The sequence below is a fragment of the uncultured Zhongshania sp. genome (assembly GCF_963975605.1).
Taxonomy (GTDB): domain Bacteria; phylum Pseudomonadota; class Gammaproteobacteria; order Pseudomonadales; family Spongiibacteraceae; genus Spongiibacter; species Spongiibacter aquimaris.
Genome location: NZ_CAXBHN010000015.1, coordinates 57,002 through 83,920 on the forward strand (window position 1 = coordinate 57,002; position 26,919 = coordinate 83,920).

At 49.3% G+C, this 26,919-nt stretch carries 25 protein-coding genes and 1 tRNA gene; 6 read left to right on the plus strand and 20 right to left on the minus strand.

The window, feature by feature from the left end; translation table 11 throughout:
- Positions 1 to 49: 49 nt before the first annotated feature.
- Together AAC007_RS12825 and AAC007_RS12830 are read right to left on the minus strand one after the other, a co-directional pair.
- A complete protein-coding gene (locus AAC007_RS12825) occupies positions 50 to 2,944 on the minus strand; it encodes a biotin/lipoyl-containing protein (protein ID WP_295872147.1) in 2,895 nt (964 codons plus the stop codon).
- A gap of 17 nt (positions 2,945 to 2,961) precedes the next feature.
- Positions 2,962 to 4,692, minus strand: a complete 1,731-nt coding sequence (locus AAC007_RS12830) for a carboxyl transferase domain-containing protein (RefSeq protein WP_296435633.1) — start codon at positions 4,690 to 4,692, stop codon at positions 2,962 to 2,964.
- A 365-nt stretch (positions 4,693 to 5,057) separates the two neighbouring features.
- Between AAC007_RS12830 and pabB the strand changes: the two genes are divergently transcribed.
- Positions 5,058 to 6,416, plus strand: a complete 1,359-nt coding sequence (gene pabB / locus AAC007_RS12835) for an aminodeoxychorismate synthase component I (RefSeq protein WP_339677319.1) — start codon at positions 5,058 to 5,060, stop codon at positions 6,414 to 6,416.
- Between the two features lie 7 nt (positions 6,417 to 6,423).
- Here the strand turns inward: pabB and thrH are convergent, their stop codons facing one another.
- The 4 genes from thrH to AAC007_RS12855 form a co-directional block, all read right to left on the minus strand.
- Positions 6,424 to 7,041, minus strand: coding sequence for a bifunctional phosphoserine phosphatase/homoserine phosphotransferase ThrH (gene thrH, locus AAC007_RS12840; RefSeq protein ID WP_103683438.1), 618 nt, complete (start codon positions 7,039 to 7,041; stop codon positions 6,424 to 6,426).
- 190 nt (positions 7,042 to 7,231) lie between these two features.
- A complete protein-coding gene (cysB, locus tag AAC007_RS12845) occupies positions 7,232 to 8,206 on the minus strand; it encodes an HTH-type transcriptional regulator CysB (protein WP_296435635.1) in 975 nt (324 codons plus the stop codon).
- A gap of 81 nt (positions 8,207 to 8,287) precedes the next feature.
- Entirely contained in the window at positions 8,288 to 9,199 is a 912-nt protein-coding gene (locus AAC007_RS12850) for a 5'-nucleotidase (protein WP_339677322.1), read from the minus strand.
- Positions 9,200 to 9,601: 402 nt separating this feature from the next.
- On the minus strand, positions 9,602 to 11,068 hold the full coding sequence (locus AAC007_RS12855) for a hypothetical protein (RefSeq protein ID WP_339677324.1): 1,467 nt from the start codon (positions 11,066 to 11,068) through the stop codon (positions 9,602 to 9,604).
- A 45-nt stretch (positions 11,069 to 11,113) separates the two neighbouring features.
- Between AAC007_RS12855 and alr the strand changes: the two genes are divergently transcribed.
- A complete protein-coding gene (gene alr, locus AAC007_RS12860; RefSeq protein ID WP_339677326.1) occupies positions 11,114 to 12,193 on the plus strand; it encodes an alanine racemase in 1,080 nt (359 codons plus the stop codon).
- Positions 12,194 to 12,239: 46 nt separating this feature from the next.
- Here alr and AAC007_RS12865 read toward each other — a convergent pair whose 3' ends face one another.
- The 4 genes from AAC007_RS12865 to AAC007_RS12880 form a co-directional block, all read right to left on the minus strand.
- Positions 12,240 to 13,589 carry a sodium:alanine symporter family protein gene (locus AAC007_RS12865; RefSeq protein WP_339677328.1) on the minus strand — a complete coding sequence of 450 codons (1,350 nt, stop codon included), beginning with the start codon at positions 13,587 to 13,589 and terminating at the stop codon, positions 12,240 to 12,242.
- Between the two features lie 154 nt (positions 13,590 to 13,743).
- A complete protein-coding gene (locus AAC007_RS12870; protein ID WP_339677329.1) occupies positions 13,744 to 14,778 on the minus strand; it encodes a D-cysteine desulfhydrase family protein in 1,035 nt (344 codons plus the stop codon).
- A 56-nt stretch (positions 14,779 to 14,834) separates the two neighbouring features.
- Positions 14,835 to 15,170, minus strand: a complete 336-nt coding sequence (gene yajC / locus AAC007_RS12875) for a preprotein translocase subunit YajC (protein WP_339677331.1) — start codon at positions 15,168 to 15,170, stop codon at positions 14,835 to 14,837.
- 92 nt (positions 15,171 to 15,262) lie between these two features.
- Complete coding sequence (locus AAC007_RS12880) at positions 15,263 to 16,033, minus strand: exodeoxyribonuclease III (protein WP_339677333.1); 771 nt, start codon at positions 16,031 to 16,033, stop codon at positions 15,263 to 15,265.
- Between the two features lie 309 nt (positions 16,034 to 16,342).
- On the opposite strand from AAC007_RS12880, the gene AAC007_RS12885 reads away from it, so the two are divergent.
- From AAC007_RS12885 to AAC007_RS12895, 3 genes are all read left to right on the plus strand, one after another.
- A complete protein-coding gene (locus AAC007_RS12885; RefSeq protein ID WP_339677335.1) occupies positions 16,343 to 16,822 on the plus strand; it encodes a nuclear transport factor 2 family protein in 480 nt (159 codons plus the stop codon).
- A gap of 16 nt (positions 16,823 to 16,838) precedes the next feature.
- Complete coding sequence (locus AAC007_RS12890) at positions 16,839 to 18,527, plus strand: class I adenylate-forming enzyme family protein (RefSeq protein ID WP_339677337.1); 1,689 nt, start codon at positions 16,839 to 16,841, stop codon at positions 18,525 to 18,527.
- Positions 18,528 to 18,620: 93 nt separating this feature from the next.
- Positions 18,621 to 19,055 (plus strand): YkvA family protein, encoded by a 435-nt coding sequence (locus tag AAC007_RS12895; protein WP_339677338.1) that lies wholly within the window; start codon positions 18,621 to 18,623, stop codon positions 19,053 to 19,055.
- Between the two features lie 19 nt (positions 19,056 to 19,074).
- Here the strand turns inward: AAC007_RS12895 and bcp are convergent, their stop codons facing one another.
- The 10 genes from bcp to AAC007_RS12945 all read right to left on the minus strand — a co-directional run bounded on the left by bcp (position 19,075) and on the right by AAC007_RS12945 (position 25,920).
- Positions 19,075 to 19,572 (minus strand): thioredoxin-dependent thiol peroxidase, encoded by a 498-nt coding sequence (bcp, locus tag AAC007_RS12900; RefSeq protein WP_296435642.1) that lies wholly within the window; start codon positions 19,570 to 19,572, stop codon positions 19,075 to 19,077.
- A gap of 20 nt (positions 19,573 to 19,592) precedes the next feature.
- Positions 19,593 to 21,053 (minus strand): DNA recombination protein RmuC, encoded by a 1,461-nt coding sequence (gene rmuC, locus AAC007_RS12905; protein WP_339677340.1) that lies wholly within the window; start codon positions 21,051 to 21,053, stop codon positions 19,593 to 19,595.
- A 152-nt stretch (positions 21,054 to 21,205) separates the two neighbouring features.
- Positions 21,206 to 22,138 (minus strand): PhzF family phenazine biosynthesis isomerase, encoded by a 933-nt coding sequence (locus AAC007_RS12910; protein WP_339677342.1) that lies wholly within the window; start codon positions 22,136 to 22,138, stop codon positions 21,206 to 21,208.
- A gap of 141 nt (positions 22,139 to 22,279) precedes the next feature.
- Positions 22,280 to 22,855: an NUDIX hydrolase gene (locus AAC007_RS12915; RefSeq protein ID WP_339677344.1), complete on the minus strand. Its 576-nt coding sequence runs from the start codon at positions 22,853 to 22,855 to the stop codon at positions 22,280 to 22,282.
- Between the two features lie 21 nt (positions 22,856 to 22,876).
- The gene (locus AAC007_RS12920; protein WP_295872195.1) at positions 22,877 to 23,353 is read right to left on the minus strand and encodes a flavin reductase family protein; all 477 of its coding nucleotides are present in this window, start codon (positions 23,351 to 23,353) and stop codon (positions 22,877 to 22,879) included.
- A gap of 131 nt (positions 23,354 to 23,484) precedes the next feature.
- Positions 23,485 to 23,943 (minus strand): molybdopterin synthase catalytic subunit MoaE, encoded by a 459-nt coding sequence (gene moaE / locus AAC007_RS12925; RefSeq protein ID WP_295872197.1) that lies wholly within the window; start codon positions 23,941 to 23,943, stop codon positions 23,485 to 23,487.
- Between the two features lies 1 nt (position 23,944).
- Positions 23,945 to 24,196: a molybdopterin converting factor subunit 1 gene (moaD, locus tag AAC007_RS12930; RefSeq protein WP_295872199.1), complete on the minus strand. Its 252-nt coding sequence runs from the start codon at positions 24,194 to 24,196 to the stop codon at positions 23,945 to 23,947.
- Complete coding sequence (moaC, locus tag AAC007_RS12935; protein WP_339677347.1) at positions 24,193 to 24,684, minus strand: cyclic pyranopterin monophosphate synthase MoaC; 492 nt, start codon at positions 24,682 to 24,684, stop codon at positions 24,193 to 24,195. The genes moaD and moaC overlap by 4 nt, the downstream gene beginning before the upstream one ends.
- Positions 24,685 to 24,691: 7 nt before the next feature.
- Positions 24,692 to 25,342, minus strand: coding sequence for an MBL fold metallo-hydrolase (locus AAC007_RS12940; protein ID WP_295872204.1), 651 nt, complete (start codon positions 25,340 to 25,342; stop codon positions 24,692 to 24,694).
- A gap of 209 nt (positions 25,343 to 25,551) precedes the next feature.
- A complete protein-coding gene (locus AAC007_RS12945) occupies positions 25,552 to 25,920 on the minus strand; it encodes a hypothetical protein (protein ID WP_219043790.1) in 369 nt (122 codons plus the stop codon).
- Between the two features lie 690 nt (positions 25,921 to 26,610).
- Between AAC007_RS12945 and AAC007_RS12950 the strand changes: the two genes are divergently transcribed.
- Positions 26,611 to 26,700 (plus strand) — tRNA-Ser (locus AAC007_RS12950).
- Positions 26,701 to 26,919: the final 219 nt, after the last annotated feature.

Here is a 26,919-nt window from a genome sequence, read left to right on the forward strand (position 1 = left end):
TCCTAATTGTCTGAGTAGCCGGCAGCGCAATGCAGCCGGCTCATGGCATTTACTTAAGGGTCGCTAAAAACTCGATTGTTTTAGCGCGACGGGCCTCAGCAATTTCCTCAGGGGTTTCCATAACAATCTTTTCGTCTGGAATAATTTTGAACAAAGGCTGACCTTTCTTAATGATCACGCCGTCACCTTCAATCAAGACCTTATCGATAGTGCCTGCGAAGGGAGCGATTACTTTGTTGAACATTTTCATCACTTCAACAATGTATAGCGTATCGCCGGCTTCAAAGTGGTCTCCAGCATTCACAAACACGTCCATGCCCGGTGCTTCGCGGGGATAGAACATGCCGCCACTGGCCGCCAAGACTTCGTCAGACTTCGCCGCTGGTGGTGGTACCAGAATTTTAGCCATACGTTTTTGCAGGGCTTCGTCAGTCAAACGATCTGGAATAGTAATACTCAGATCAGCATTGACACTCAGCTCGCAGAAACCGGTTTTATCAGCGATATACGCCAAGACTGACATAACTTCGCTGCCCGCAAAGTAGCCGGCATGTGCGCCGCGCACCGCTGCCCACTCGTCGGCACTAAAACCTTTTGGTGCTTTATCAGACGCCAGCAGCGCTTCTAGCGCGGGGAAATCTGCCGCAGTCACTTTCTCGTTCAGCGTTTTATAGAAACTCACCGCTGAACTTAGAATCTCGTGATCGTGATCCCAGATCATGTAGCGAGCAGGTTTGCCCGTTTCATAGTCCATATTTAAGTAGTGGTAGAGTTTGTCTAACAACTCAATGGGGTTAACCGCCCATTTAATTTTGCCGTTTTCAATACTCAGACTGTCCTTGTTCATGCTCAACCAACCCGCCATGTAGTGCGGTTCAGCGAACAAACGCTCAAGCGGACGAATCATCAGCAACTTTTTGGCATCTAGTGCTTCTGCCCACGCGGCGGCATTTTCACCGGCCTCGCTAACATAGCGCTGCCGAATTTCTGCGTACGCGACGTCTAAATCTATTTGGTTAGCTTGTTCTTTCAGCAGACCTACCGCGGTTAAATACGGCACGATAAAACGCGTAGAGGGGCGCGCATTGATGCCATTGCCGATAAACCAATGCACCAAACCGTAGTGAAATTCCAGGTTTGTCGCCAAATCTTTACCGCGCAATTCAGTGCGACGCAGAATTTCCGCCAAACGCTGATAGCTGCTCAAGCGGGTGTCGCCAGTGGTGAGCAATAAGGCGATATTCGAGTCATACGCACCGGCAAGGTGGTATTTCATGAATACATCGGTATCGGGGTTGTGGGTAGAAATACCTTGGTCGTCGCGAATTTCACCAGGAATCGCGTTTGACCAGTTTTCAATCACGCCACCGGCATGCGGTTGCAAAGCTTGGTTAGTGGCGTTCATACGCGCCTCTACCGAGGTTTTCTCACGCAAGATACGGGTAGGTTTTGGCAAATTCTTACCGTGACGCGCCAACAACACCATCACTTCGACCAGACTTTCTGCGATGAAATAATCACCAGAGTCATCAGGGTTGGTGAACTTGAGCTTGTAGCACAGTTCAGTAACACGGTGCTCAACCTGAATTCGGGTGTTCATTTCCATGAAGTAATGCGAGTCGCCGTCGACTATACATTCAAAGGTGCCCAAAGAATCCAGCTTAACCGCTTCGCCGAATACCGCGCCCTCTTGCTCCATGCGTTGCAATATCACGAGGTCTTTCTTAAGTTGCTCGGCTTCTTCTTTTTTACCTGCTGCTTCAGCCACGGTAATCGCCGCTTCTAGCTCTTCTTCGGTTACCGAAACTTCTAATAGCTTCTGCTCGTGCATTTGCAGTGAGCAGTCGCGGCCGCCCATGGTCATGCACCACTCGCCATTACCCACGACCTGAATTTCCTGGTGACGGGTTGTGTCGATATTCATTTCGATGAGAACGTTTTTATTGTCACCCACACCGTTGGTTTTTAACTCAATCAAACACTCTTGCACCAAAGACGGGACTTTAGCGACGGCTTTATCGAGCTTTTCTTCAATGGTCGCGCCTTCATAAGAATTGGCTGATTGAAGAATACGCTGGCCTTTACCACCACCACCAGCAATCGCTTTAAGACGGAAACGGTTGTTTGGCTTTTCGGCCAACATGCGTTTAGCTTCAACTTGCAGGGCAAGTCCAATGTCGGCAGCATTAATAATATCGATACCAGCGGCGTAAGATGCGGCTAACAATGCGAGGGCCTTTTCTTCTTCGTCTTTGCAGGCAGAGAAATCGACACTCAGCTTATTGTCTTTAGCACATTTATCTAGACCGTCTTTACCGTATTTAGCAAATAAGGCCAAGCTAGTTGCGTTGTTTACACCGGGGGTAACAGATACGCCAGTTTCCAAGGCAGTGCGTTTTGCTTGGTCTTTCATACCCGCTGATTTTTGGGTGAAAGAGCACGGACCAATAAAGTTCAGTCCCGCCTTTTCCATGGATTCCACCATCTCGGCGTCTTCCGACATAAACCCATAACCTGCAAAAATCGCGTTATATCCGTTGTCATAAGCAATGCTAATAATTTGCTGAATACGACGAATACGCTCTTCTTTGGTTGCGCCCGTGTAATCCGGTACACGGTGAACACGATCCGGATCCGTCAAGGTGCGCAGTTCCGGAGCGAGGGCATTGGTGTAGGTAATAGAATCTTTTTCCGAGAGCAAAATACCGTAGTGATTGATGCCCATTTCATCGAAGACATCCATGGCTTCTTTACGAATGGGGCCACGGCAAATTATCAATGGTTTCAAATCATTACAGGCGAAACTTCGAGTCCATGCTGTATTTGATTTGGCGAGTTGGCGGTCTTTGTGGACCATCGGGTTGTTTAAGTAATAATTGTTGCTTGCTTGCACGTCGAATAACCTCGTTAGCGAATCGTCTTGAGTCAATGAATTACGGAACATGGGGCTCTGCTCAGGAATTAATGGAATTCCCGTTGCATCCCGCTCATAGGCTCAGGCTTGTAAGCCTTGAGATGTAGTTCCAGCTGTTCACCCAGAACCTTGCGAAGGTCGGAGGGCATGACGATCTGGGAAATTGATCCCAGGCTTAGTGCTTCATTCGGATTCATCAGCTCGCGTTCATAGCGTTGAGTCAGCAGCAACTCTTCCTGCTTCTGCCATGCAGCGACCGCGTCTTTTGCCGTTTTTAGGGCTTCGGACTCAGGCATACCCGCTTTCAAGTTTTGCGCCGTTAATTCCGCAATTTTTGGTTTTACGGATGAGCGAATTTTACGAACCTCATCTTTGTAAACATACTCAACCCCTGCAGGCCCCATTACCGCCAAGCGAGTTGTTGGCAATGCACAGACAAAATCGGCGCCTGTTGGGTAGTTGTTAAAGGCTGCGTAGGCACCGCCGAAGGCGTTGCGAACAATCATGAGGAACCGCGGGGTACGCAGATCAATAATGGCATCTAGCATAGCGCGACCGGCTTGTACGATACCGCCCGCCTCTTGCTCTTTGCCTGGCAGAAAGCCCGTGGTGTCTTCCATAAAAATCACAGGAATATTGTAAACATTACAGAAACGAATAAAGCGCGCGTTTTTGTAAGCGGCATCTATATCAATCTGGCCGGAGGCAACTGCAGAGTTATTGGCCACAAAACCAACTACATTGCCGCCCATACGACCCAGCGCACACACAGTATTACGAGCGCGCTCTGGCTGAATTTCAAAGAAATCGCCGTGATCACACATCTGCTGAATGATAATGCTGATATCGAATGGGGTATTAAAACCGGTGGGGCTGTTGAAGGCTTTTTTCAGGAGCAGATCAACATCCCACGTTCTGCGGGTGATTGGGTCAGACGTTGGCTGAAACGCTGGCGCTTCCGCACTATTGTTGGGTATGTAGTTAAGTAACTCTTTTACTTTACGCAGGGCCGCCACTTCGTCTGGCACCACGAAATCCGTCACCCCTGACTTAGAGTGAACGCTGGGGCCACCAAGCTCATCGGCCGTTACATCTTCCCCAAGTACAGACTTAACAACGCCCGGGCCAGTCAAACCAAAGAAGGTTTCGTTTGGCTGGATAACGAAAGAACCCTGACGAGGCAAATATGAACCACCGCCCGCGTTATAACCAAACATACACATAATCGACGGCACGACACCGTTTATGTGACGCAACGCTGTAAAAGCTTCAGCGTAGCCATCTAGGCCACCCACACCAGCAGGAATGTACGCACCTGCAGAGTCATTCATGCCGACTAAGGGAATGCCGAGCTTACCGGCCAATTTAAATAAATTAGCCAATTTGCTACCGTTTGTCGCGTCCATAGAGCCAGCGCGAACGGTAAAGTCATGGCCGTACATTGCTACATCGCGACCGTCTACTTTAACGATGGCAGTCACTAAAGACGCACCATCTAAATTTTTACCCCAGTTTTGGTAAAGGATTTTAGGTTCAGTGCCAGCATCCGCTAGGACTTCTATCCTTTCCCATATGGTCATGCGCTTCTTTTCGTGCTGCTTTTGTATGCCTTTTACACCAGCCATTTTACGAGGCCGCTGCTGTAGGTCATAACCCGCTTGAAGTGCAGATTCGTATAGCCCGGGATCGTAATCAATTTGCCCAGGGACGGTAAATTCGAGCTCTGTTTTGGTCTCGAAGGGGTTTTCCAGTGAGGGTTTTGTAGCTATTTTTGTCATGCCTGTCAGTTCCAGCTGCATTAATAGGTAGCCCGCGCTCATGCCGCAAGCGTCTGACTCTTTGATATGTTTATTCAGTACGAGATTCTTACGATCCCTGTTACCGTGAGTAAACTCAAAGGGGCATTACGCCAGCTAACATATTGAACTGCGGATGAATGAGAATAACCGTTCTGTGTGGTGCGTTGACGGTTTGGTGTTTCTCAAAGCGGCGGCTAACATTACTGGGATTGGGCTTCTCTGTCAATCCGAACGGCCTTTTCGAAGCAGGTCCGCCATTAGATAAAACACTAGATTTTTCAGGCTCATAGCACGTAAAATCGGCCCCAATCCACAGCGCTTATTTGAACTCTGAGCAATATCAAATGGCTAGCCTTCGTCGCATATCATTACCGTATCATCGGGACAGCTGCGACCTCTTTGCAAGACTTAAGCACCTTCCCTACCCAGTTTTCTTAGACAGCGCAGCACCGTTCAGTGAATTTGGGCGCTACGACATTCTTTGCGCACAACCAACAGAGGTAATATCTTTAAATACAATCGATTACGGCAACATTAATACATTTTTGATTAAGACTGAACAAAGACTAAATCAGCTTTGCGACCACTATAGTCACAATGAGGAACTGCCATTTTGCGGCGGCGCTATTGGCTATCTTAGCTATGATTTAGGTGAAATAAGCCAGTCTATCGGCGGGAAACAAAGGGCAAGCGTCGATCCGTCTACTCCACTCTTCCACGCTGGCATTTACCCATGGGCCATTATCGTTGATCACCGTCTTCATCAGTGCGAACTGGTGGCACAGCCCGGTGTGAATGACGCTACCCTGGCGCATATTCAAAAGCTCATCGGTATGACGCTGGACACAAACCCAGAACCGCAGGCTTTTAAGCTGCTCGTGCCATTTAGATCAACACTAAATCGAACACAATACGGCAAAGCGTTTGAAAGGATTCAAAATTATATCCGCGCCGGCGACTGCTACCAAATCAACCTTACTCGCGGCTTTACTGCAAAATTTGCGGGCGACCCCTGGTTAGCGTACCAAGGCCTGCGTGAAACTGCCGCCGCTCCGTTTTCGGCCTATCTCGATTTAGGTAGCAGCCAAATACTGAGCTTTTCACCAGAGCGCCTTCTCTCTGCCGACCAAGACGGCCATCTTCAAACTCAACCCATTAAAGGGACCGCGGCTCGCGATCCTGACCCTGAAATAGATCGAGCCCTCGCTACAGCTTTGCAAAACAGCGCTAAAAATCGGGCTGAGAACGTAATGATCGTGGATTTACTTCGCAATGACTTCAGTAAAAGCTGCCAAGCGTCGAGCGTTCGTACTGAACAACTCTGCGAGCTGCAAAGCTTCCGCACCGTGCACCACTTGGTAAGCACTGTATCCGGCCAGCTGCGCACAGACTGCACACCGTTCAAGGCTTTACTCAACTGCTTCCCCGGCGGCTCAATCACCGGCGCCCCCAAGCAAAGAGCCATGGAGATTATTCGGGAGATAGAACCTCACCGCAGAAACATCTACTGTGGAAGTGTGTTTTATATGGGTGGCGGCGGCAAAATGGACAGCAACATCACAATCCGCAGCTTTGTGTGTGCAGATAAGGTAATTACTGGCTGGGCCGGGGGCGGAATCGTTGCCGATTCTGAGGTAGAGGAAGAATTTACCGAAACTGAAACCAAAATCGGCAAGCTCCTGCAGGCGCTTGCCGATCTATAGTCATACTCTACAGGCTTAAATTCCGATTCGATGCCTTGATGAACTCAAGCTTTAAGGCCTCGTAATCATGTACGGCAGGAAATTGCGGAAACTCGCGAATGACATTATCGGGCGCTTTAAACAAAATGCCCGCGTCAGCTTCTGCCAGCATCGTAGTATCATTATAGGAATCGCCGGCGGCGATAATGCGGTAGTACAGGGTTTTCAGTGCCAATACCGACTGCCGTTTGGGGTTAACCTGACGGATCCGGTAGTCAACAACTTTGCCCAAGCTATCAGTTTCTAGTTTATGGCATAACAAGGTTGGCCAACCCAGTTGCTTCATCAGGGGCGCGGCAAACTCGTAGAAAGTATCCGACAAAATAATGACCTGAAAACGCTCACGCAACCAATCTAAGAATTCACGCGCCCCTTCCATCGGCGACATATCGGCAATCACTTCTTGAATATCTGGCAGCCCCAAACCATTCTCATGCAATAAGCGCAGGCGCTGTTGCATCAGCACATCGTAATCTGGAATGTCTCGTGTGGTCGCTTTTAGGGCCTCAATACCGGTGCGCTCAGCAAAATCGATCCAAATTTCAGGAATCAATACCCCTTCCAAGTCAAGACAAGCGATTTCCACAACACTACTCCTAAAATAAAATTGCGCCTCAGCGCTTAAAAAACCGCGACAATCTAACGGCTTGGGGTGAATAAAGCAATGCCGAGGGATAAGCCGGACGTCAGAGGTCTCGTGTCTGGCGTAAGACTAAAATCGACACATTTAGCCTGTATTTTCCTCCGACGTCCGACACCAGCCTTCCGACACTTCATCAATACATCGGCAATTCAATATCTGCAAACAAAGCTTCGAGGTCATTTTTACTCTGACATTGGTAGGCTTTGTCGACTAATTCTGCGCTTAGATGGGGTGCAAATAGCTCGACAAAGTCGTACATAAATTTACGCATATAGGTACCGCGACGGAACCCTACTTTGGTCACACTGGGTTCAAATAGATGGCTGGCATTGAGCGCCACCAAGTCCGCGTCGGCCACCGGGTCGTAGGCCATTTCGGCGACGATGCCAATTCCCAAGCCAAGACGCACATAGGTTTTAATAACGTCTGCATCGGTGGCGGTAAAGACAACTTTTGGCTCAAGCCCTTTGTTTAAAAAAGCCTCGTCCAGTTTTGAACGGCCAGTGAAGCCAAAAACGTAGGTCACAATAGGATACTGAGCGACATCCTCGATTTGCAGGTCCGCGATCTCAGTTAGAGGGTGATCTTTTGGTACCAATATCGTTCTATTCCAGCGATAGCATGGCATCATGATCAAGTCGCTGAACAGCTCTAGCGCCTCTGTTGCTATCGCAAAATCCACTTCAAAGTTCGCTGCCAACTCAGAAATCTGCATCGGTGTTCCCTGATGCATATGCAGTGACACATCCGGATAGCGATCTATAAAGGTTTTGATCACACTGGGTAAGGCGTAGCGCGCCTGCGTATGGGTAGTCGCAATCGACAAGCTGCCCTTCTTCGGATTTTTAAACTCTTGAGCGATATGTTTGATGCTTTCTGTCTTGTAAAGAATCTCGCCCGCTGTCTTTAAGATTGCCTCACCTGCCGGGGTTATACGAGTGAGATGCTTGCCATTGCGCGCAAATATTTCAACACCCAGCTCATCTTCCAGCATTCGAATTTGTTTACTGATTCCGGGCTGAGAGGTAAATAAACTCTGAGCTGTCGCCGACACGTTCATTTCATGGTGCGCAACTTCCCAAATATAGCGCAACTGCTGCAGTTTCATCCTGACGTAACTCCTGAAATCAAACGTGCTCGAACCATTTTCGCGGCAATGTTTTTTTATCTAATTAACTGCGCCATTTGGTCACTGTTCAACCTTATTGGCGATACCATGTGGGACATGCCCAGTGGAAACATGTTCACTCGCCGATTCGCAATGACCGGGTTGGTCGTCAAAAAATACGTCTGCGCCGTAGGCCGCCAAGAATTCACCTTTATCTAAACCGCCCAAAAATAGTGACTCGTCAATTCGAATATTCCAATTTCGCAAGGTCTGGATTACTCGCTTGTGAGTAGGCGCCGAGCGCGCCGTCACCAGAGCGATACGAATTGGTGGATCATCATCTGAAAGTTCACACTGCAGGGTATTCAATGCAGCGAGGAAGTTTTTAAAAGGTCCACCGCTTAGCGGTGTATTCGCCGCAGCGACTTCGCTGGCCGTGAATGCTTCTAAACCGTCGCGTTTGAAAACCTGCTCCGCCTCATCTGAGAAAATGACCGCGTCACCATCAAAGGCAAATCGAAGTTCACGCTTACTCAAGGGTTGGGATTTTTTAGACCGCGGTAACAGCGTCGCTGCCGCTACACCATTTTCCAGTGCGCGCCGCACATCTTCGGCATTAGTCGAGAGAAAGAGATGGCAGCCAAAAGCCGATACGTATCGATAAGGACTTTCACCACCGCTAAAGGCCGCGCGACTAATATTGAGCTTGTAATGCTCAATCGAGTTAAATACACGTAAACCGGTATCAGCCGAATTGCGCGACAGCAGAATAACTTCGACGCGGGCGTCATCAAGATAGTCGTTTAACTGCAGTAAGCGCTCGACAATGCCAAAGGCTTCCCCTGGCTCCAGAATCTCATTCTCATGATCTATCTGGTATTTTTGATACGCTGTCAGCCCCTCTGATTCATAAACCCGATGGCTTTCATCCAGATTGAATAATGCTCTGGATGAAATAGCGACAACCAATTTGTTCTCAAATCCTTTGGGCATAAGCACACTTCGTGAAGCAACAGCCTCACTATACAATATGGCTAGACCAAGACAACAGCCTTAAACGTCACTCGGGTCTGTTAACGTTTGGGCATCACCCTCTGTTGCCCCTGAAAAAGTGTCAGTCTAGCGGGCCCCCTCTGGACGCGAGGAATGTAGTTTGGTTATTCCAAATAAGTGAAAGCTGGCCCCGTGAGCAACGCGAGTGCTGTGGGTCCGAGCAACGACGAATGGCGCTTTTTCAGGAGCAACCCAAAGGGCCGGGCGGCGTTCCGCTAATGCTATTTTTGCGCCCAGCGTCGTTATTGGTCGCTTGTGGAGGCCCACTATACTGCACTCCTTCTGCCTCGCTGGAACACAAAAATAGCATCAGCAGTGGGCATGCCCAAACGTTAACAGACCCTACGGGTTTGCCTCTGCTAAGTTCGGTCCCGAATTAATCGGCATGCGAATAAACACTGACGAGGGCTCACCGGCGATAATCGACCTAATTTCCTTGATCAACGCTCCTGTGAATGCCGCAAAAACGGGCTGATTTATGCTGTCATTATAAATACGAGCGGACAAGACACCGACTATTTGCCCCTCTCCTGCCCCTCTCTGGATCAACACTGCGCCACTTTGACCTGCATGACTAAAACAATCTAATACATATAAATCGCTTAAGGCTTGTTCACCCTCACGCCACAAAGTGGATCTGCAACGAGACGCCCACAATGTATTAAATGGTTTATCGTTGGGGTAAGACAAGCTCTCAACCCAGACACTCTGACGATCAGGCACAGCAAGCTTGGGATGTTTTGCCAGTGGAATTGGCGTCGCCAGCTTCAAAAGCGCTATATCAGAGCCGCTATAGCGACCAAGCTGGCCATTGTGCTGATCCTGCGGGTGATGTTGACGGTGTTGCCAGGCGCTACTTATTGCCATCGCACGGTGATTGTTTTGAGCAATGGCGACAGGGATTGAACCAGAGAAAGAGTCGATACGAAATTGTAAGGACTGTAATTGGCCCTCACCATTCGGGGTGTATAAACAGTGTGATGCCGATATCAACCACTCTGCGGCGAGCACGGTGGCTGTGCAGCGGGATTCGAAAAGACTGCCGTCGGACTGAATGAAGCGACTGAGCAATACGCCACTGAGCGGCATTGACGAGGGAAAGCGCCACAATTGTTGACGAATATCCTCTGCGCCATGTGCGCCAAGTGATGCTCGTCGCTGAAAGACCAAATGGGGCGATGTGCTATCGTCGGCAAGCGCCGTGGCCCAATACAAACTGGGCGCGCCGTTGTCGTCGGCAAGTAAAATCAGGAATTTATTTCCGCGCGCAGTTAGCTTGAAGCCAGACGCCGGCACTAGCGCGGCGGGCTGCTTCAATGCGGAATCAAGGTACACTGCGTCGGCTACCGTTTTTACGCGGGGTAAAAATTCACTCAACTGATTTAGAGTCGCCAGTGCTTTATCTCGCCGCAAGGCATCACCGCTAAGAATCTCACGCTGGAATCGTCTAACCGCTTCGACCTTACTAATACTATTATCCAACCCCTTTATGACAAACGCCGCGTGAAGCAAGGCTAGCTCATAGGGCCACTTGTCAGATTTCAGGGACTGCCTAGCAAATTTAAAGGCTTTTTCGATATCCGGTGCAGGCAGCCCTAGACCCCAAAAATAGTACTGAGCTAGCTCTGCCTTGGAATACTGGCAAGGTGAAAATTTAGATACCCCCTCTGGGATATAAAACTGGCTATCGACGAGAGGTAGCAAGTTCTGTGACGTCGGCGCGGGGAAACGCGGCGTCTCACATTCTGCAAATGACTTGTGACTACATAATAAAAACATCAACACCAAGCCAATACTCGCTGTTCTCACTGCGGCAAGCCCGCTAGAATTCGGCAATGATATGAGTCGGTGATTATGCATAGAACAACTTGGGTTGAATTTAACAGTAAAGCGCTGCGCCACAATGCCGCCATGGTTCGTCGACTTGCGCCTGAGTCCGCTATCTTAGCGATGGTGAAAGCCAATGGCTATGGACACGGCGCAGATTGGGTGGCAGATCAGTTGCGTGGCATAGTTGATGGCTTTGCTGTCGCGCGACATAGCGAGGCGCTGACGCTTCGTGCCGCGCAGCCTAACAGTCGCATTTTACTACTCGGTACTGAAGTCGATGATGGACTTTTGCAGGACTGCGCTACACAAAAACTAGACATAGTTATCCACGAGCTCGGCGCCGCAAAACTACTAGCAAATACAATACTCCCACAATCCATAACCGTATGGCTAAAACTCAACACCGGCATGAATCGGCTGGGCATGTGCAACAAGGATTTCTGCGAAGCCCACAGCGTCCTGAGCGGTTCACCGAATGTTGCGGCAATTCATCACATGACCCACTTTAGTGACGCGGAAACTGACAGTCCCGCAGCAACGGATCGGCAATTTCAGCTACTACATTCGCTGAGTACCTCGCTGGGAGAGTTTCCAGTTAGCATGGCTAACTCAGCTGCGATAATACGTCACCCACAAACCCATCTAGACTGGGTACGCCCTGGTATTATGCTCTATGGCGATGACCCAACTACGCATCTTGCCGGCGTTGACAGCTTGCTGCCAGCCATGACATTCAAAGCCAAAGTACTGGCTGTGCGAGAAGTGGAAAAAGGTGAAGGTGTCGGTTACAACCAACGCTGGCAAGCCAGTGCAAAAACCCGTATCGCAACCGTCGCCGCCGGCTATGCGGATGGCTATCCCCGCCAAGCCCCCGATGGCACTCCGGTACTCGTCAATGGTGAGCTCGCTCGACTCGCCGGCCGAGTGTCAATGGATTTGCTCACTGTAGATGTAAGCCATATACCATCTGTAAATATCGGGGATATCGTTACACTGTGGGGAGATAGCAAGCTGAGCGCAGCGGAAGTGGGACGCCACTGCAACACCATTAGCTATGAACTTTTTACCCGCATTACAGCGCGTGTCGATCGGGTATATTTATAAGCTGCAGACAATCCGGCCCCGGTTTAGGGGCCGATACACAGATTAGCTAAGACGAAGATTTTACCAGCGCCAATTCGCCTTTCGTCAATTTAAAAACCACCGGACTTAACAAGATTAAGGCGATCAGATTAGGAATTGCCATCAAGGCATTCAAGGTATCCGCTAGCAACCAGATAAACCCCAAATTGGCCATTGCGCCTAGTGGAATAGCAAGCACCCAAGCTACCCGAAACGGCATGACACCGCTGGGACCAAAAAAATACACCACACAGCGCTCGCTGTAATAAGACCAACCGAGCATGGTCGTAAAAGCAAATATCGCCAGCCCCAAAGCCACAATATAATGCCCGCCAGGAATCAGTGATTCAAACGCGACGGTAGACAAAGCGGCACCGCTCTCTCCAGTCTGCCATGCACCTGATAGCAGAATGACAAAGCCCGTTACCGAACACACCAAAATAGTATCGATGAAGGTGCCGAGCATCGCGATCATACCCTGGCGCACCGGACTATTTGTTTTTGCCGCGGCGTGAGCAATCGGCGCACTGCCCAAGCCAGCTTCATTAGAAAAAATACCCCGCGCGACACCAAAGCGGATTGCCGCGGCCACACCTGCGCCGGCAAAGCCGCCCACGGCCGCCGTACCATTAAATGCAGAATCAAGCACGAGACTAATTACCGCCGGTAAGGCACTCAAATTCATTAATAGAATAGCAACGCCCAGCAAGAGATACGTTACTGCCATAAAGGGCACTAAAAATCCGGCGACATTAGCCACCCTCTTTACGCCTCCTAAAATAACCGACGCGACACCGACAAACATCACTAGCGCACTCAACCAAACCGGCACACCAAATGCGCCTTGCATGGCATCAGCAACCGAGTTTGCTTGCACCGTATTACCGATTCCGAAACCCGCCATCGCACCAAACAGGGCAAAACATGCACCCAACCAGCGCCACTTAGGACTAAGTCCATTTTTGATGTAATACATAGGGCCGCCGCTAAAGTTGCCCTCGGCGTCTTGTTCGCGATAATGAACTGCGCATACCGCTTCTGCGTATTTGGTGGCCATACCGACCAGCGCGGTGCACCACATCCAGAACAGTGCACCCGGCCCACCCAGTGCAATTGCCGTGGCGACACCGGCAATGTTACCGGTGCCAATGGTGGCGCTGAGCGAGGTCATTAGCGCTTGAAATGGACTAATCTCGCCTTCATCGTTACCGGATTTGCGGCCTTTCATCATCAGCCGAAACGCCGTGCCAATATTGAGCAAAGGCATAAGCTTTAGCCCGAGCATTAGATAGGCTCCGGTCCCGAGTATGAGTACCAGCATCAACGGGCCCCAAACAATACCGTTTATGGTATTCACAAACGTGGATACATATTCCATGCAAAGCCCCTTTCCATGCTTTTTATATAGATATTGCGCGATTTAAGCAGCTGACTAGGCCTGCTGTTTTATATTCCAGCCTTCATTAGCAATGCAGTCCAAACTAGGGCAATTGATCTAAAGTCAGCGAACATCACCACGATCACCCAAGGCCTTAAAATTCAAATTGTTCGCGCTGCGGAAACATGCCGAACACCCCACCGGTATGGATGAAGACAATATCGCCGGAATCGCCAAATCGGCCCTTTTTTAATTGATCGAGCATGCCGTAGAAGGCTTTAGCGGTGTACACCGGGTCTAAAATGATCCCTTCGCTGCTGGCAACCTCAGCGATGCAATCAAAAATGTGTTTTCCCGCCAGGGCATAGCCAGCACCGACGTAACCATCAATTACCTTCACTGAAAGTGATTCAAGGTCTGTGCCAGTTTGATAGCGCTGCATCCAATCGCTGAGGTCGCGGTTCACTTTTTTAATGAACCAAGCCTCATCGTCACACACATTCACCCCCCAAACCTGAGCATTAACACCGTAACGATGAACACCGGCAGTCAAGCCGGCCTGTGTCCCACCGGATCCTGTCGCACAGATAATATGCTTGGGAGATATATTATGGTGAATAAAGTCTTGTTTGAGTTCCGCACACGCCTCGACGTATCCCCACACACCGATTGCGTCAGAAGCGCCGGTTGGGATGATAAACGCTTTTTTATTTTGATCGCGGTAGCTTGTTTGAATGCCGGCCAGAATATCATCGAGCTCGCGTTGATACTGCGCGGCCTGGAAATAGCTGATATGAGCACCAGCCAGACGATCGAGCAAGAGATTGCCGTCGGGAATATCTACTTCAGCGCCACGCAAGACGAGATGGCATTGCAAACCAAGCTGGGCACACAATAAGGCCGTTGCGCGGCAGTGGTTCGACTGCAAGCCACCACAGGTGATGATGGTATCGCAGCCCTCAGCCAAGGCCTGTGCCAAATTAAACTCTAATTTACGCACTTTATTACCCGACAATACACTGCCGGTTAAATCGTCCCGTTTAATCCATATTCTCGGCCCGCCAAGTTGTTGACTCAAACGGTCCAAAGGCTGCAGAGGCGTAGGAAGTTGAGCTAGCTTGAGTCGGGGCGGAATGTGTCCAACGATAGTTTGTGCAGAAACATGTGGTTTTTTAACATTATTAGACATGTGTCACTCGCCAAAGATATGCGCTCCGCTATGCGGCGAAGCGCGCAACCCCTGTTTTAAATTGCTTTTAACGTCCCTTTTGGCAATACAGCGTGGATTGACGAACGCTGAAACTTTAGTTCCACATTATCCGTCACGCCAACAACCACGTAGGCATCATCGAGCTTATTTACTTTGCCTAAAATACCGCTGGTTGTCACAACCTCATCACCCCTGGCTAGGGCCGCGACCATGGCCGCATGCTCTTTTTGGCGCTTGCGCTGGGGACGAATAGCGATGAAATAAAACAGGGCAAACATCAGTACCAGAAAACCAATCTGGAACATTTCGCCACCCGGAGGTGCGCCCGCGCCGGCGGTTTGGGCTTGCGCTTCAGAAATGAAAAAGCTCATTACATATCCTTAGATAACATTCAAATAAATGACCCTGCGCTACAGCAGCCGCAGACTTAAAATCAGCCTGCAATAGTACACAAGGGCCAATCTCAAAGCGAGTAATCATAATCCATGGTAAAGGGTGCGTGGTCGGAGAAACGCTCGTCGTTATAAACGTCCGCACTGCGTATCGCGGGCACCAAGCCGGGGGTGATTACGTGGTAATCCAAGCGCCACCCCACATTGTTGGCATACGCCTGCCCGCGGTTCGACCACCAAGTGTAAACAGCCTCTTGGTTGATCTCGCGGAATGCGTCTACAAAGCCACCCTCCTCATACACCTTATCTAACCATGCGCGCTCATGGGGAAGGAAGCCGGAGTTTTTCATATTACCTTTCCAGTTTTTGATATCTATCTCCTTGTGACAGATATTCCAATCAGCGCAAATCACCAGTTCGCGCCCCGTCGCTTTCAGCTCAAGGAAATGCGGGTAAATTTTATCTAGGAAAGCATCTTTTTTTGCCTGTGCCTCATCACCGCTCGAGCCTGAGGGCAAATACATCGATATCACACTAATATTGTCGTAATCAGCCCTTATATAGCGACCCTCGCTATCTGCAGGGTCCCATCCTAAAGAAGTCGTGAAACTATTCGGCGGTTTCTTACAGTACATCGCCGTGCCGCTATAGCCTTTCTTGATCGCATCGCTATACATCGTGGTATAGCCCTCAGGATGATATAAGGACTCTTCTAGTTGATCTCGCTGCGCCTTGGTTTCCTGAATACAAACCACATCGGCATCTTGCTTCGCCAGCCACTCAAAAAAGCCTTTACGCCCCGCCGAGCGAATACCGTTGGTATTGGCAGTAATAATGCGCATCCAAAATACTCCGAATAGTAAAATCGCGCACAGCTTAGCAAAAATCGATATCGATAGTGGAAATCACCTCCTCGATTTCATTACTTTCTGGCAGATATCGTCGTCAATATACAGCTTAAGGTTCAATAATTTGTGCCGCATTGCCATTCATTTCGCTTCACCCATTCAGATCATGTATCAAATCTCTTGTTCGCTCTAAACTTGCCCATCAAATTGACATGTATCGGCCACAAGCGAGACTCTGTCGCCACTTTGCTGACGTATACAAAAGAATAAGCGCCTGCCAAGCATAACAAAGGACAATTCCCTATGAGCCAAAACTCCCTTGAAACTCTAGTCGCCATAGAAGCGATAAAGAAGCTGAAGTACACCTACTTACGCGCCGTAGACACCCATGACTGGGCGCTACTGGAAAGCACACTTACCGAAGACTGCAGCGCACGCTACGATGGTGGAAAATATAGCTTTGACGACCGCAAGCAACTGGTCAGCGGCCTAAAAGGTCATATGGACTCACCCCAAGTTTTGACAATGCACAATTGCCATCATCCAGAAATAGACATTATTGATGGCAGCACTGCCAGCGGGAAATGGTATCTACAGGATTTAGTTTTTAATAAAGAGCAGAACTGGATGCTGTTCGGCACCGCCATCTACACGGATCACTATCGTTATAGCGAGGGCGAGTGGCGCATTTGTCACACCGAATACGAACGCATTATGGAGACCATCAACGCGCCCATCCCCTCGACATTAAGCTTCACTCATAATATGTTTGAAAAAAAATAAGGCCAGTAATTTTACTATGAGCAATATATCTTCGCGGCTAGACGCATGCACAGCGCAGCTCTGCCAAACCGGTGCGCCGTTTGAAATTTTGCAGGACGGGGACAACGCGTTTCGGCTTTATAAAAATGCACCATCAAATATGCGCGAATTAATTGACGTTGGCCGCAATCACGGTGATCAAGAGTTCTTGGTTTACCAACAGGAGCGCATGAGCTTCAAGCAGTTCTTCGAGAAAGTAGACGCCCTCGGCCACCACCTGCTAAACAATGAATCTTTACTCAAAGGCGACCGTATCGCCATCGCGATGCGAAATTACCCAGAATGGATGATTGCCTACACCGCCATTATTTCCATTGGCGCGATCGTTGTGCCCTTAAATTCATGGGGCAGCTCTGACGAACTGTGCTACGGCCTCGAAGACTCTGGGGCAAAGTACGTCATCTGTGACCTACCACGCTTACAGCTAGTTAAACCGCTACTAAGCAGCTTGGATTGCAAAGCGATTGTTGCTAGAGAAGAGTCACGCGATGAACAAGGTGTACAGTATCTAGAGGATATCCTTGCTAAAAATAGCGGCCGCCCGCTACCAATGGTAGCTATTAACCCTGACGACATTGCACAAATCATGTACACCTCGGGCACCACCGGCCGTCCAAAGGGTGCCGTATCCAGTCACCAGAACATCTGCCAAGCGATGTATAGTTTTGAGTTTCACGCCACGTGCTCCGCAATGGCAAACCCCAGCGCAATCGAAAAAATGTTTGCTGGCGGTTTTGCACCGTGCACTTTGCTAAGTGTTCCGCTGTTTCATGTATCCGGTTGTTACGCAGCATTTTTGCTCAATCTTCGCGGTGGCAGAAAAACGGTCATGATGTATAAGTGGTCTCCGGCGGAGGCACTTAAATTAATCAGCGCGGAACGCGTCACTATATTTAGCGCTGCACCGTCAATGGTGCTCGACCTGCTTCGTCATCCGGACTTTGCAAGTAGTGATACTAGCAGCTTGTTTTCACTCGGTGGCGGCGGCTCTGCCTGCCCACCTTCCTTCAAGGACACGATCGAAGCAACGCTTGATAATGCCTATGTCGGCACCGGCTACGGCATGACTGAAAGTAACGCTATTTGTGCGAGCTGTACTGGCGAGGCCTATTTTTACAAGTCATCCAGCGCCGGCACCTTATCTCCATTAGTGGAGTGGCAGACCCGTGACGAAAATGGTCAAGTACTTGCTAAAAATGAAACCGGTGAGATTTGGTTAAAATCTATCTGTAATATTCAACACTACTGGAATAAACCCGACGCTGACAAAGCCACCTTCGATGGTAAATGGATGGCCACGGGTGACATCGGCTACCTAGACGAAGAAAATTTTGTCTACCTTGTAGATCGCGCCAAGGATCTTATTATTCGCGGTGGCGAAAATATCTATCCGGCTGAGATTGAAGCCTGCCTAAGTTTACATCCGAGCATTGCCGAGGCTGTGATTATTGCCGTACCCGATGAGCGCTTGGGGGAGACCCCCGGTGCAGTAATTCGTGTCCGTGCGAATAGCGAAATTAACGCCACGGAAATTAATGCGTATCTCAGCGACAAGCTTGCCGCGTACAAAATACCCAACCAGGTATGGATTCGAACCGATGAAATGCCTCGCAATGCAGCGGGTAAAGTACTGAAATCAGAACTGAAACGGCAGTATATTCGCTGAAATCAAGGCGCGCTAAATAACTCTCTCCCTCTACCGGCCCCTTGGGCCGGCATTTACCCCGAGCATTCGAGCACGTAGAATCAAACAGAATTAATGAGTGAGAAAACTATGATGCAAGTATTCTCAAAAAAACGCGCTCAGAAAATTCTTGATGACGGTGCTGCCGAGGTTTCCGATTCCAAAATTGATCTCGCCTTAAGTAATCGCCAGCGCATAATGAATAAAGTGCTTAACAACGCATCACTTACGCCTTATTTAAGCCACGTGAAAACCCTGTTTAATTTGCTTCAAGACTATGTAAAAGGCAGCTACCGAGAGATTCCTTGGTGGTCGATTGGCTCTGTAGTAACAGCATTACTGTATATTTTAATGCCCCTCGACGCCGTGCCGGACATCATTCCGATTGCAGGGTTTCTAGATGACGCCGTCGTTCTCAAGCTATGCTTAGATATGGTCAGGAAAGATTTAGATAAGTATAAATTGAACAAAGTGGCATCTGCTCACGATGAGTCAGATGCCAGCAGCTAGATGTTAGCTCAACAAAAATTTAGTCCGCCAAGCCCAGTTCACCGATAAGTTTTAATACATCATCATGATGGGTCTTAGTATTCACTTTGGCCATGATGTGTTTGAGCTTGCCGTCTTTACCAATGATAAAGGTACTGCGCAGAATACCGTCGAACTCCTTGCCCATAAATTTTTTCGGGCCCCAAGCGCCGTATTTATCGGCGATGCTATGGTCTTCATCGGAGAGCAGGGTAAAATTTAAAGGTCCCTCTTCTTTTTTCGGGTTTTCTTCAAACTTTTTCAGTTTAGTAACAGAATCAGGACTGACGCCCAATACGACGGTGTCCGCCTTATCGAAAGCCTTTTTACTGTCACGAATCCCACACGCTTGCACAGTGCAACCAGGTGTTTTCGCTCTTGGATAAAAATATAGAACAACATTTTTACTGCCCTTAAAATCTTTTAGGCTAACAGTGTTGCCGTCCTGATCTTTTAATGAAAAAGCTGGCGCATTGTTTCCGATTTTAGGTAATGCCACAAAAATACTCCTTTTAGCTATTAATTATCGTCGCTTTGATCAAAATCAACACCGTCAATCTCGGCTCTATCGATTAGTGAAGACGGTAAACTTTTCTTGACCTTCGCCCCCAAGGCTTCAAGCCGGCTCACCCGCGACACCAAATTACCCTTACCTAGCGTCATTCTATTGAGGGTTTTTTCATAGGCGTCACGGCCACGGTCCAAGTGTTTACCCACATCCTCTAATGATTGCACAACAAGGGCAAACTGGTCGTGCAAAGCGCCCGCTTGGCGCGCAATTTCCTCGGCGTTTTGATTTTGTCTTTCGTAGCGCCAGATACTCTGCACCGTCCGCAGGGTAGCGAGTAAGGTGGTTGGACCGACCACAATAATGTTTTTCTCATACGCATTGCGGAACAATTCTGGATCATGCTCAAACGCCGCCATAAACGCAGCTTCGACCGGAATAAAAATAAAAACAAAATCTAGCGTGCGAAGGCCTTCTATATGTTCGTAACCCTTGGTGCTTAAACCGTTGATATGCGCTTTAACGGATTGCGCGTGTTCTCGCAAAAAAGCCTGGCGCTCAACCTCGTCATCGCTGCTGCAATATCGCTCGTAGGCGATCAACGACACCTTGGCATCAATGACGATGTCTTTGTCATCGGGCAAGCGAACGATTACATCAGGCTGCCGGCGACGGCCGCTGTCGTCAGTAAAGCTGACCTGTGTTTCGTATTCATGGCCTTTGCGTAGCCCTGACTCTTCGAGCACACGCTCTAAGATTACCTCTCCCCAGTTTCCCTGCGCCTTATTGTCCCCCTTCAACGCGCGGGTTAAATTTTGCGCCTCTTTACTAATGCTACTGTTCATTTCCTGTAGATTTTTGAGCTGCTCCTTCAGCTCACCCCGCTCGCGATTCTCGTTGTCGTAAATATGATCAACCCGGCCGCGAAACTCTTTTAGCTGATCTCTAAATGGCTTTAACTGTAATTCCAAGGCGTCGCGACTGTGCACCTGAAAGCGCTGACTCTTTTCATCAAAAATGCGGTTAGCGAGTTGCTCAAATTGTTCAGTTAATTGCTTTTTGGCATCGCTGAGCAAGGCGATCTGCTCTGCGGTTGATGTTTGTAAGTGGGTATATGCGCTTTCCTGTCTCGCTAGGGCGTCATTTAGCTCCCTGTTTTTTTGTTCCGAGCTAGCTAGTGAGGCTTGAGTTTCTGAGAGCGTTTGGTTTTGCATAAGCAAACGCTCCTTAACAACGGCAAGTTCCTGCGCGTGCTCCACTACCAGCCCTTTGGCGCCGTCTCGCTGCGATATTGCACCGGCAAGCTTTGCAGCTTGTTCATCAAGCGCAAACTGCTGCGCCCCCATATTTTCTTCAAGCATGCGAATCTGGATCGCATTGCTACGCCGCGACAGCACCGTTGCGATCACTGCGCCAAGACATAAACCGACAAAGGCAATGCCAGCGACCAATACTAAAAGCGGAGTATCCATGAAAAATGATTAAGCCTTATCGTAAGAATTGAAGTATTTGCAAAGCGGCAAGTTTGTCCGCTATCGACAGCACAGTATACCGAAGTCTGACGTCAAATTGAGATAGCAGAGAACACACCTTCAGCTCGCGAAGGGGCTGAAGGCATACAAGCTTAAGCAGCTTTAAGGGGCTTTGTACTCGGAGCGACTATGCTGCCCTGCGCGACTAAAACAGCATCGCCGCCGATGCGGACTTTTAGGGAAGCGGTCGCTTTTTTAACAAATTCAACCTGCAATACACTCTGTCGCTTGGCTTTATGGCCGCGCTCTAACCAAAATGTGTGAGTACCGTCTGCCAAACCCCGTGTGTCACATAAACTGGCAACAAACGCGGGAATCGCCGCGCCAACCGGCGGACTGTCGTCATGTGCGATGTGCTCGCCAAGAATTCGCAGATGGAAGTCAGTTTGCATTGATTCGGTTTCACTGCAGTACACAAGAATTTCATTCACAGCCACGGAGGATGCGCTGCTGCGCGACCAGGCCTCTAGGCTAAAACGAGCCCGGTACACTGCATCCATCGAGCGCAAAGGCACGATCAAATACGGTGTATCACAACTGACGAAGAGGGTTTTCGCCTTAAGAGTTTCAATATCATTGGGCCCCAAACCCAAAACTTGCTGAAGCTCATTATTATCTGGCACGTAGCGATCAATTTGCGGAATGACTGACATCGATAGCTGGGTAAGTAAACGACCGTCTTTTTGGGAAAGTACCACGTCAAAAATCTTCGGCCCTTGCGAAAAATGCACGACACAATCACGTTCGCCAACGGGTAAGGCGTTGCTGTGAACTAAAGTGCGCGCCGCTGCGACAACACTATGACTGCCAACGGTGCGCTCCCCAGAGGGTGAAAAAACACGCAACTCGGCAGCGACATCACTGCCGCCGGGAAAGATAAATACGGTTTCGGGGTGATTCATTTCTTTCGCAATAAGCTGCATTTGGCACTCGTCTAAGCCAACTGCGTGAGGAAAGACCGATATTTGAGCGCCGCTGTAGGCTGCCTGAGTGAATACATCTACGGTGTGGTAAGCGTAATCCATGTAATCTCCTTATTTTTGCTGACAGCTAAAGAATAAGGCTTGAAATACGTTTAAGCACCCTTCAGCTGCCTATAACAATAGCGCGCTTTGGCAAAAAGCGCATAATTAAATTCGGAGAGATAAAAAGCAATGCCAGATAGCCTATAGCTCGCCATCTGATTTGGATTTCCAACCTACATGCTTTGCCCACAGGGGACTCGGGGAGCTTACTCTGATCGGAAATTCGCCGGTCTTTCGATCTTCAAAATACTCAGTCAGCACATCCGTGACTATCGGAAATGCCAACTCTGACCAAGGTATCTCATCTTCAGAAAACAACCTCGACTCAAGACTTTCCGGACCGATACCGTAGCCGCCATCCAAATCACCACGGTAAAAAACATACACTTGATTGATATGAGGAATATCAAACAGGCGATACAGCGTTTCACCGGTAACTTTAGCGGCAGCTTCTTCTCGAGTTTCACGCAGGGCCCCATCGAGCATGGTTTCGCCGTTTTCCATAAACCCAGCGGGTATGGTCCAATAACCCAGCCGCGGCTCAATGGCACGACGACAAAGTAAAACCTGCTGCCCAGCAATAGGTAAACAACCAACGACTACCTTGGGGTTTTGATAATGAATAATCTTGCACTGTGGACACACAAAGCGAAGACGGTCATCACCAGCCGGGATTTGTTTGACGACTTCTACGCCGCACTCACTGCAATATTTCATTACCCTCCCGACTCCAGTGTACTAGCGTAATTCGCGGTATTGGCCCGCGTGGAATACCAACGGTTTGGCACCAGGCTTGCAATCCATTTCAATTACTTTACCGACCACAATGATATGGTCGCCACCATCATAATGCGCCCAAGTCTCACATTCAAAGCTCGTTAAGGCGCCGCGTAGCACTGGGGCTCCGCTTTTTCCGATGCGATAGTGGTCGTCTAATAAATCGTGCTCGCTCTTCTTTGCATAATGATTAGACATCGCCACTTGATCACTCGCCAGCACATTCACTGTGAAGGTCCTGGATTTGTTAAACGCGTCAAGGCACTCGGAATCATTGCGCAAACTCCACAATACCAAAGCGGGGTCTAAGGACACTGAGGCGAAGGAATTCACCGTCATACCAAAGGGTTTGTAGCCTGCAGGGTTTGCCGTGATGACACAAACACCGGTGCTAAATTGGCCGAGGGCATTTCGGAATTGACGTGGATCTAGGCTCATAGCGTTTCCTGTTTTTTACTCATTATGTGGTAAGTCACCGACGGTGCCAGCGTTATTACACTCTCTTAACTGGCGCGAATTATACACGCCGGCAACCGACAAGTTCAGCCTAGAAAGCTACTCCGATTGGACTACTCGGCCCACCGCGCAAGAGACTCAGCGTCAGAGACCCGCGCGTCCACCCAGCGCTCACTGCCATCACTCTTCTTTTCTTTTTTCCAGAATGGCGCTTCGGTCTTAAGGTAATCCATAATAAATTCACAGGCGGCGAAGGCCGCGTGACGATGCATCGCTCCCACCCCAACAAACACGATCTGGGCGCCAGGCAGCAATTTGCCAACCCGATGGATGACGGTCACCGACAGCAGTGGCCAACGTGTATTCGCTCTTTCAATAATGGACTCAATACTGCGCTCTGTCATGCCAGGGTAGTGCTCTAACTCCATCGCAACGACATCGTCGCCCTCATTATAATCCCGCATCACCCCCACAAACTGAGCCACCGCACCACAGCGATTACTGCTCACCAGGGTTCGGCACTCGTCACTGACATCAAAATCTGCTTCGTGAATAAGGACGCGACTCTGCATATCAGCCTCCCGTTACCGGGGGATAAAACGCGACTTCATCACCATTCGCAATAGCATCACCGTCGTGCGCAATGGTTTGGTTGACGGCGCATAAGGTATTGTCGGCCAGTAAAGCCTGCGCCCAGTGGTCGCCCCCCTCTTTCACGAGTCGGCTTTTTAAATCAGCTACCGTGGTTGTTGAATGAAGCTCCACCGACATCTGCCCCAAACCAAGCAACTCACGGTATTTAGCAAAAAACAAAATCTTTATCATTGCGATGATTCGCCCGCGACCCAATTGCCCGAGCGGCCACCAGATTTTGTCAGTAACTTAATATCCGACACGATCATGCCCTTATCCACCGCCTTGCACATATCATAAATCGTTAAAGCCGCGACCGACACGGCGGTCAAGGCCTCCATTTCGACGCCGGTCTGTCCAGCCAATTTACAGCGAGCTAGAATATGCACCGCGCTATTGGCAGTATCCAAGGTAAAATCTACCTTTACCGACGACAACATCAAAGGATGGCACAAAGGAATCAAATCTGAACATTTTTTTGCCCCTTGAATCCCTGCAATTCTAGCAACGGCTAAGACATCACCTTTTTTATGCCCGCCCTCGGCAATTAATGACAGGGTCTCTGGAGCCATGGTGACTATACCGCTGGCCTGTGCCTCGCGCTGGGTAACCGCTTTCTCGGTTACATCCACCATCTGGGCATTACCCTTGGTATCGAAGTGCGTTAACTCATTGCTCATAAACACCTCAACCGAAGCGATGATCGGCGACAAAGGGATTTGTTTCTCGCTCGTGACCAAACGTTGATGTGGGGCCGTGGCCGGGAATAAACGTAATATCATCTCCCAGGGGCCAAAGTTTGTTCTGAATGGAATTAACCAGCGTATCAAAATCGCCTTTTGGAAAATCAGTGCGACCAATTGACCCCTGAAATAAGACATCGCCAACGATCGCAAGACGCGCCGACTCATGAAAGAATACTACGTGACCAGGGGTGTGGCCTGGGCAAAATTTAACCGCCAAGGTTTGCTTGCCGAAGGTAACGCTGTCCTCGTCCTCCAGCCACTGATCAGGTGTAAACGCCTCCGCATGCGGAAACCCCGTCATCTTGCACCATTCCGGCAGTTTATCGATCCAGAAAGCATCCTCTTTCTGTGGACCAATAATCTTTACACCATATTTTTTGCGCATAACATCCGCAGCAGCGCAGTGATCCATATGCCCGTGAGTGAGATAAATCACCTCTAAGGTGCCACCCAACTCCGCAATCGCCGCTTCAATATTTTCAATGTCGCCACCTGGGTCGAAGATAGCCGCCTTGCCAGTTTCTTCACACACCATTACAGAACAATTCTGCTGGTACGCCGTCACCGGCACAATTGTGCATTTAATCGTCATAACTCGTCGCAATTCATTCGCTAAAACGTCAATGATAAGCAGTCAGGGACCAAGTTAACAGCGCCGCGAACAATTACTCGGACAAGGACCTAACAGCTGCACGGCGGAGAGAGGAATTAAATACTATGGAGAAGAAGGTATGCGCGGAAAGGATCTGCACAAATCAAAGATAGCCGCTTACCGATCAACGGCTATAAAACCAAGTTTCACTACTTATACACTACCTGGCCACGATACATTTGACGGGTTTGCTGGCGCTCGGCGGGGACCTGGGACTGTGCCGGAAGTTCTTTATCGCGGTAAATCTTGGTTCCCCGATAGGTGACCTCCGTCGCTTGCCGAGCGTTGATGTCCTTCGCGACAGGTTTAGTGGCCGTCTCCAATTGAAATGGAATGCCGGCAAGGGACATTATTTCCACCACCGTTTTACGCGTAAAAGGATCTCGGCTACGTTTGCCAATATCGCCCAAGCTAGGGAGAAGCTGCGGATCCGCAAGCCGAATTTTTGTCCCAAACTCCGCAAAAATGCGCGCCCGCAACTGCTGTAACAGCGTTACCATTTCCGGAGAATACACCATAGAACTCCTTCTTTTACGACGAAAACTGGATACGACTAGCGGTGCTGAGCGCGCAGGTCAACATACTTGTCTGTCATGAAGCAATAAGTGTTCCACCTGTATTTTGCCCACCGAAGCGAGTACCTGAGTAAAGTTACCGCGAATTTGCGCACCAAATAAGAGCCCAAAAAAATAGCCGCACCACAATAACGCAACAGAAGAGAATCAAATTAAAAGGCCAATTGCCATTAGCACCGATTTTGGTTAGAGTAGCCGCCCTCAAAACGCGGTGCACACCTCATTTTGAAAATCGGTAAACCGCTTGTAGCAGATTCCCGAAGCAATGACATAACGAGCACGCAGGTGTGCGACCTGACGCTCGCTAAACCATCTAAAAATGTACTGTGATCGATTTTGGTGAGGTGTCCGACAAGAGTGTGTAGCAATCTTGGACGTTGGCGCTTTGCGACAACGGGGCGCAGCCCCGAGCTCTGATAAGAGCGAGTCATTGGCTGAAGGAACGAGCACCTTGTGCTCGCTAATTGGTAACACCAATTAAGGCTAACGACAAGATATTTAAGAATTGGTGAGGTGTCCGAGTGGCTGTTTCGGAGGCGTTGCCGGAGAAAGCGTCCGAAGGACGATAACGAGCACGCAGGTGTGCGACCTGACGCTCGCTAAACCATCTAAAAATGTACTGTAATCGATTTTGGTGAGGTGTCCGAGTGGCTGAAGGAGCACGCCTGGAAAGTGTGTAACGGGTCAAACTGTTCGAGGGTTCGAATCCCTCCCTCACCGCCATTAAATAAATAACCCGGCCTCGCGCCGGGTTTTTTATTTATGCTGTGTGGGTCGGTGAGAACCCTCGCCAGAGTTCGATAAATTGCGACGAGCAATTTAGACAAGCCACGCTTTTCTGTGGCGAAGCCCGCAGGGTCAAAGCAGCCCCTAGGCTGATTTGATTTATCCCTCCCTCACCGCCATTAAATAAATAACCCGGCCTCGCGCCGGGTTTTTTAT

What these genes read in the sequence shown, in the direction of transcription:
- rmuC (WP_339677340.1), bottom strand. Translation starts at nt 21,053, where the DNA reads ATGGATACTCCGCTTTTAGTATTGGTCGCTGGCATTGCCTTTGTCGGT.
- AAC007_RS12910 (WP_339677342.1), bottom strand. Translation starts at nt 22,138, where the DNA reads ATGGATTACGCTTACCACACCGTAGATGTATTCACTCAGGCAGCCTAC.
- AAC007_RS12880 (WP_339677333.1), bottom strand. Translation starts at nt 16,033, where the DNA reads ATGCGCATTATTACTGCCAATACCAACGGTATTCGCTCGGCGGGGCGT.
- AAC007_RS12850 (WP_339677322.1), bottom strand. Translation starts at nt 9,199, where the DNA reads ATGCCCAAAGGATTTGAGAACAAATTGGTTGTCGCTATTTCATCCAGA.
- AAC007_RS12945 (WP_219043790.1), bottom strand. Translation starts at nt 25,920, where the DNA reads ATGGTGTATTCTCCGGAAATGGTAACGCTGTTACAGCAGTTGCGGGCG.
- AAC007_RS12890 (WP_339677337.1), top strand. Translation starts at nt 16,839, where the DNA reads ATGAGCAATATATCTTCGCGGCTAGACGCATGCACAGCGCAGCTCTGC.
- AAC007_RS12870 (WP_339677329.1), bottom strand. Translation starts at nt 14,778, where the DNA reads ATGTCTAATAATGTTAAAAAACCACATGTTTCTGCACAAACTATCGTT.
- yajC (WP_339677331.1), bottom strand. Translation starts at nt 15,170, where the DNA reads ATGAGCTTTTTCATTTCTGAAGCGCAAGCCCAAACCGCCGGCGCGGGC.
- AAC007_RS12885 (WP_339677335.1), top strand. Translation starts at nt 16,343, where the DNA reads ATGAGCCAAAACTCCCTTGAAACTCTAGTCGCCATAGAAGCGATAAAG.
- AAC007_RS12915 (WP_339677344.1), bottom strand. Translation starts at nt 22,855, where the DNA reads ATGAAATATTGCAGTGAGTGCGGCGTAGAAGTCGTCAAACAAATCCCG.
- AAC007_RS12865 (WP_339677328.1), bottom strand. Translation starts at nt 13,589, where the DNA reads ATGGAATATGTATCCACGTTTGTGAATACCATAAACGGTATTGTTTGG.
- cysB (WP_296435635.1), bottom strand. Translation starts at nt 8,206, where the DNA reads ATGAAACTGCAGCAGTTGCGCTATATTTGGGAAGTTGCGCACCATGAA.
- pabB (WP_339677319.1), top strand. Translation starts at nt 5,058, where the DNA reads ATGGCTAGCCTTCGTCGCATATCATTACCGTATCATCGGGACAGCTGC.
- moaE (WP_295872197.1), bottom strand. Translation starts at nt 23,943, where the DNA reads ATGCAGAGTCGCGTCCTTATTCACGAAGCAGATTTTGATGTCAGTGAC.
- AAC007_RS12825 (WP_295872147.1), bottom strand. Translation starts at nt 2,944, where the DNA reads ATGTTCCGTAATTCATTGACTCAAGACGATTCGCTAACGAGGTTATTC.
- alr (WP_339677326.1), top strand. Translation starts at nt 11,114, where the DNA reads ATGCATAGAACAACTTGGGTTGAATTTAACAGTAAAGCGCTGCGCCAC.
- AAC007_RS12920 (WP_295872195.1), bottom strand. Translation starts at nt 23,353, where the DNA reads ATGAGCCTAGATCCACGTCAATTCCGAAATGCCCTCGGCCAATTTAGC.
- moaD (WP_295872199.1), bottom strand. Translation starts at nt 24,196, where the DNA reads ATGATAAAGATTTTGTTTTTTGCTAAATACCGTGAGTTGCTTGGTTTG.
- AAC007_RS12830 (WP_296435633.1), bottom strand. Translation starts at nt 4,692, where the DNA reads ATGACAAAAATAGCTACAAAACCCTCACTGGAAAACCCCTTCGAGACC.
- AAC007_RS12940 (WP_295872204.1), bottom strand. Translation starts at nt 25,342, where the DNA reads ATGACGATTAAATGCACAATTGTGCCGGTGACGGCGTACCAGCAGAAT.
- AAC007_RS12895 (WP_339677338.1), top strand. Translation starts at nt 18,621, where the DNA reads ATGAGTGAGAAAACTATGATGCAAGTATTCTCAAAAAAACGCGCTCAG.
- moaC (WP_339677347.1), bottom strand. Translation starts at nt 24,684, where the DNA reads ATGAGCAATGAGTTAACGCACTTCGATACCAAGGGTAATGCCCAGATG.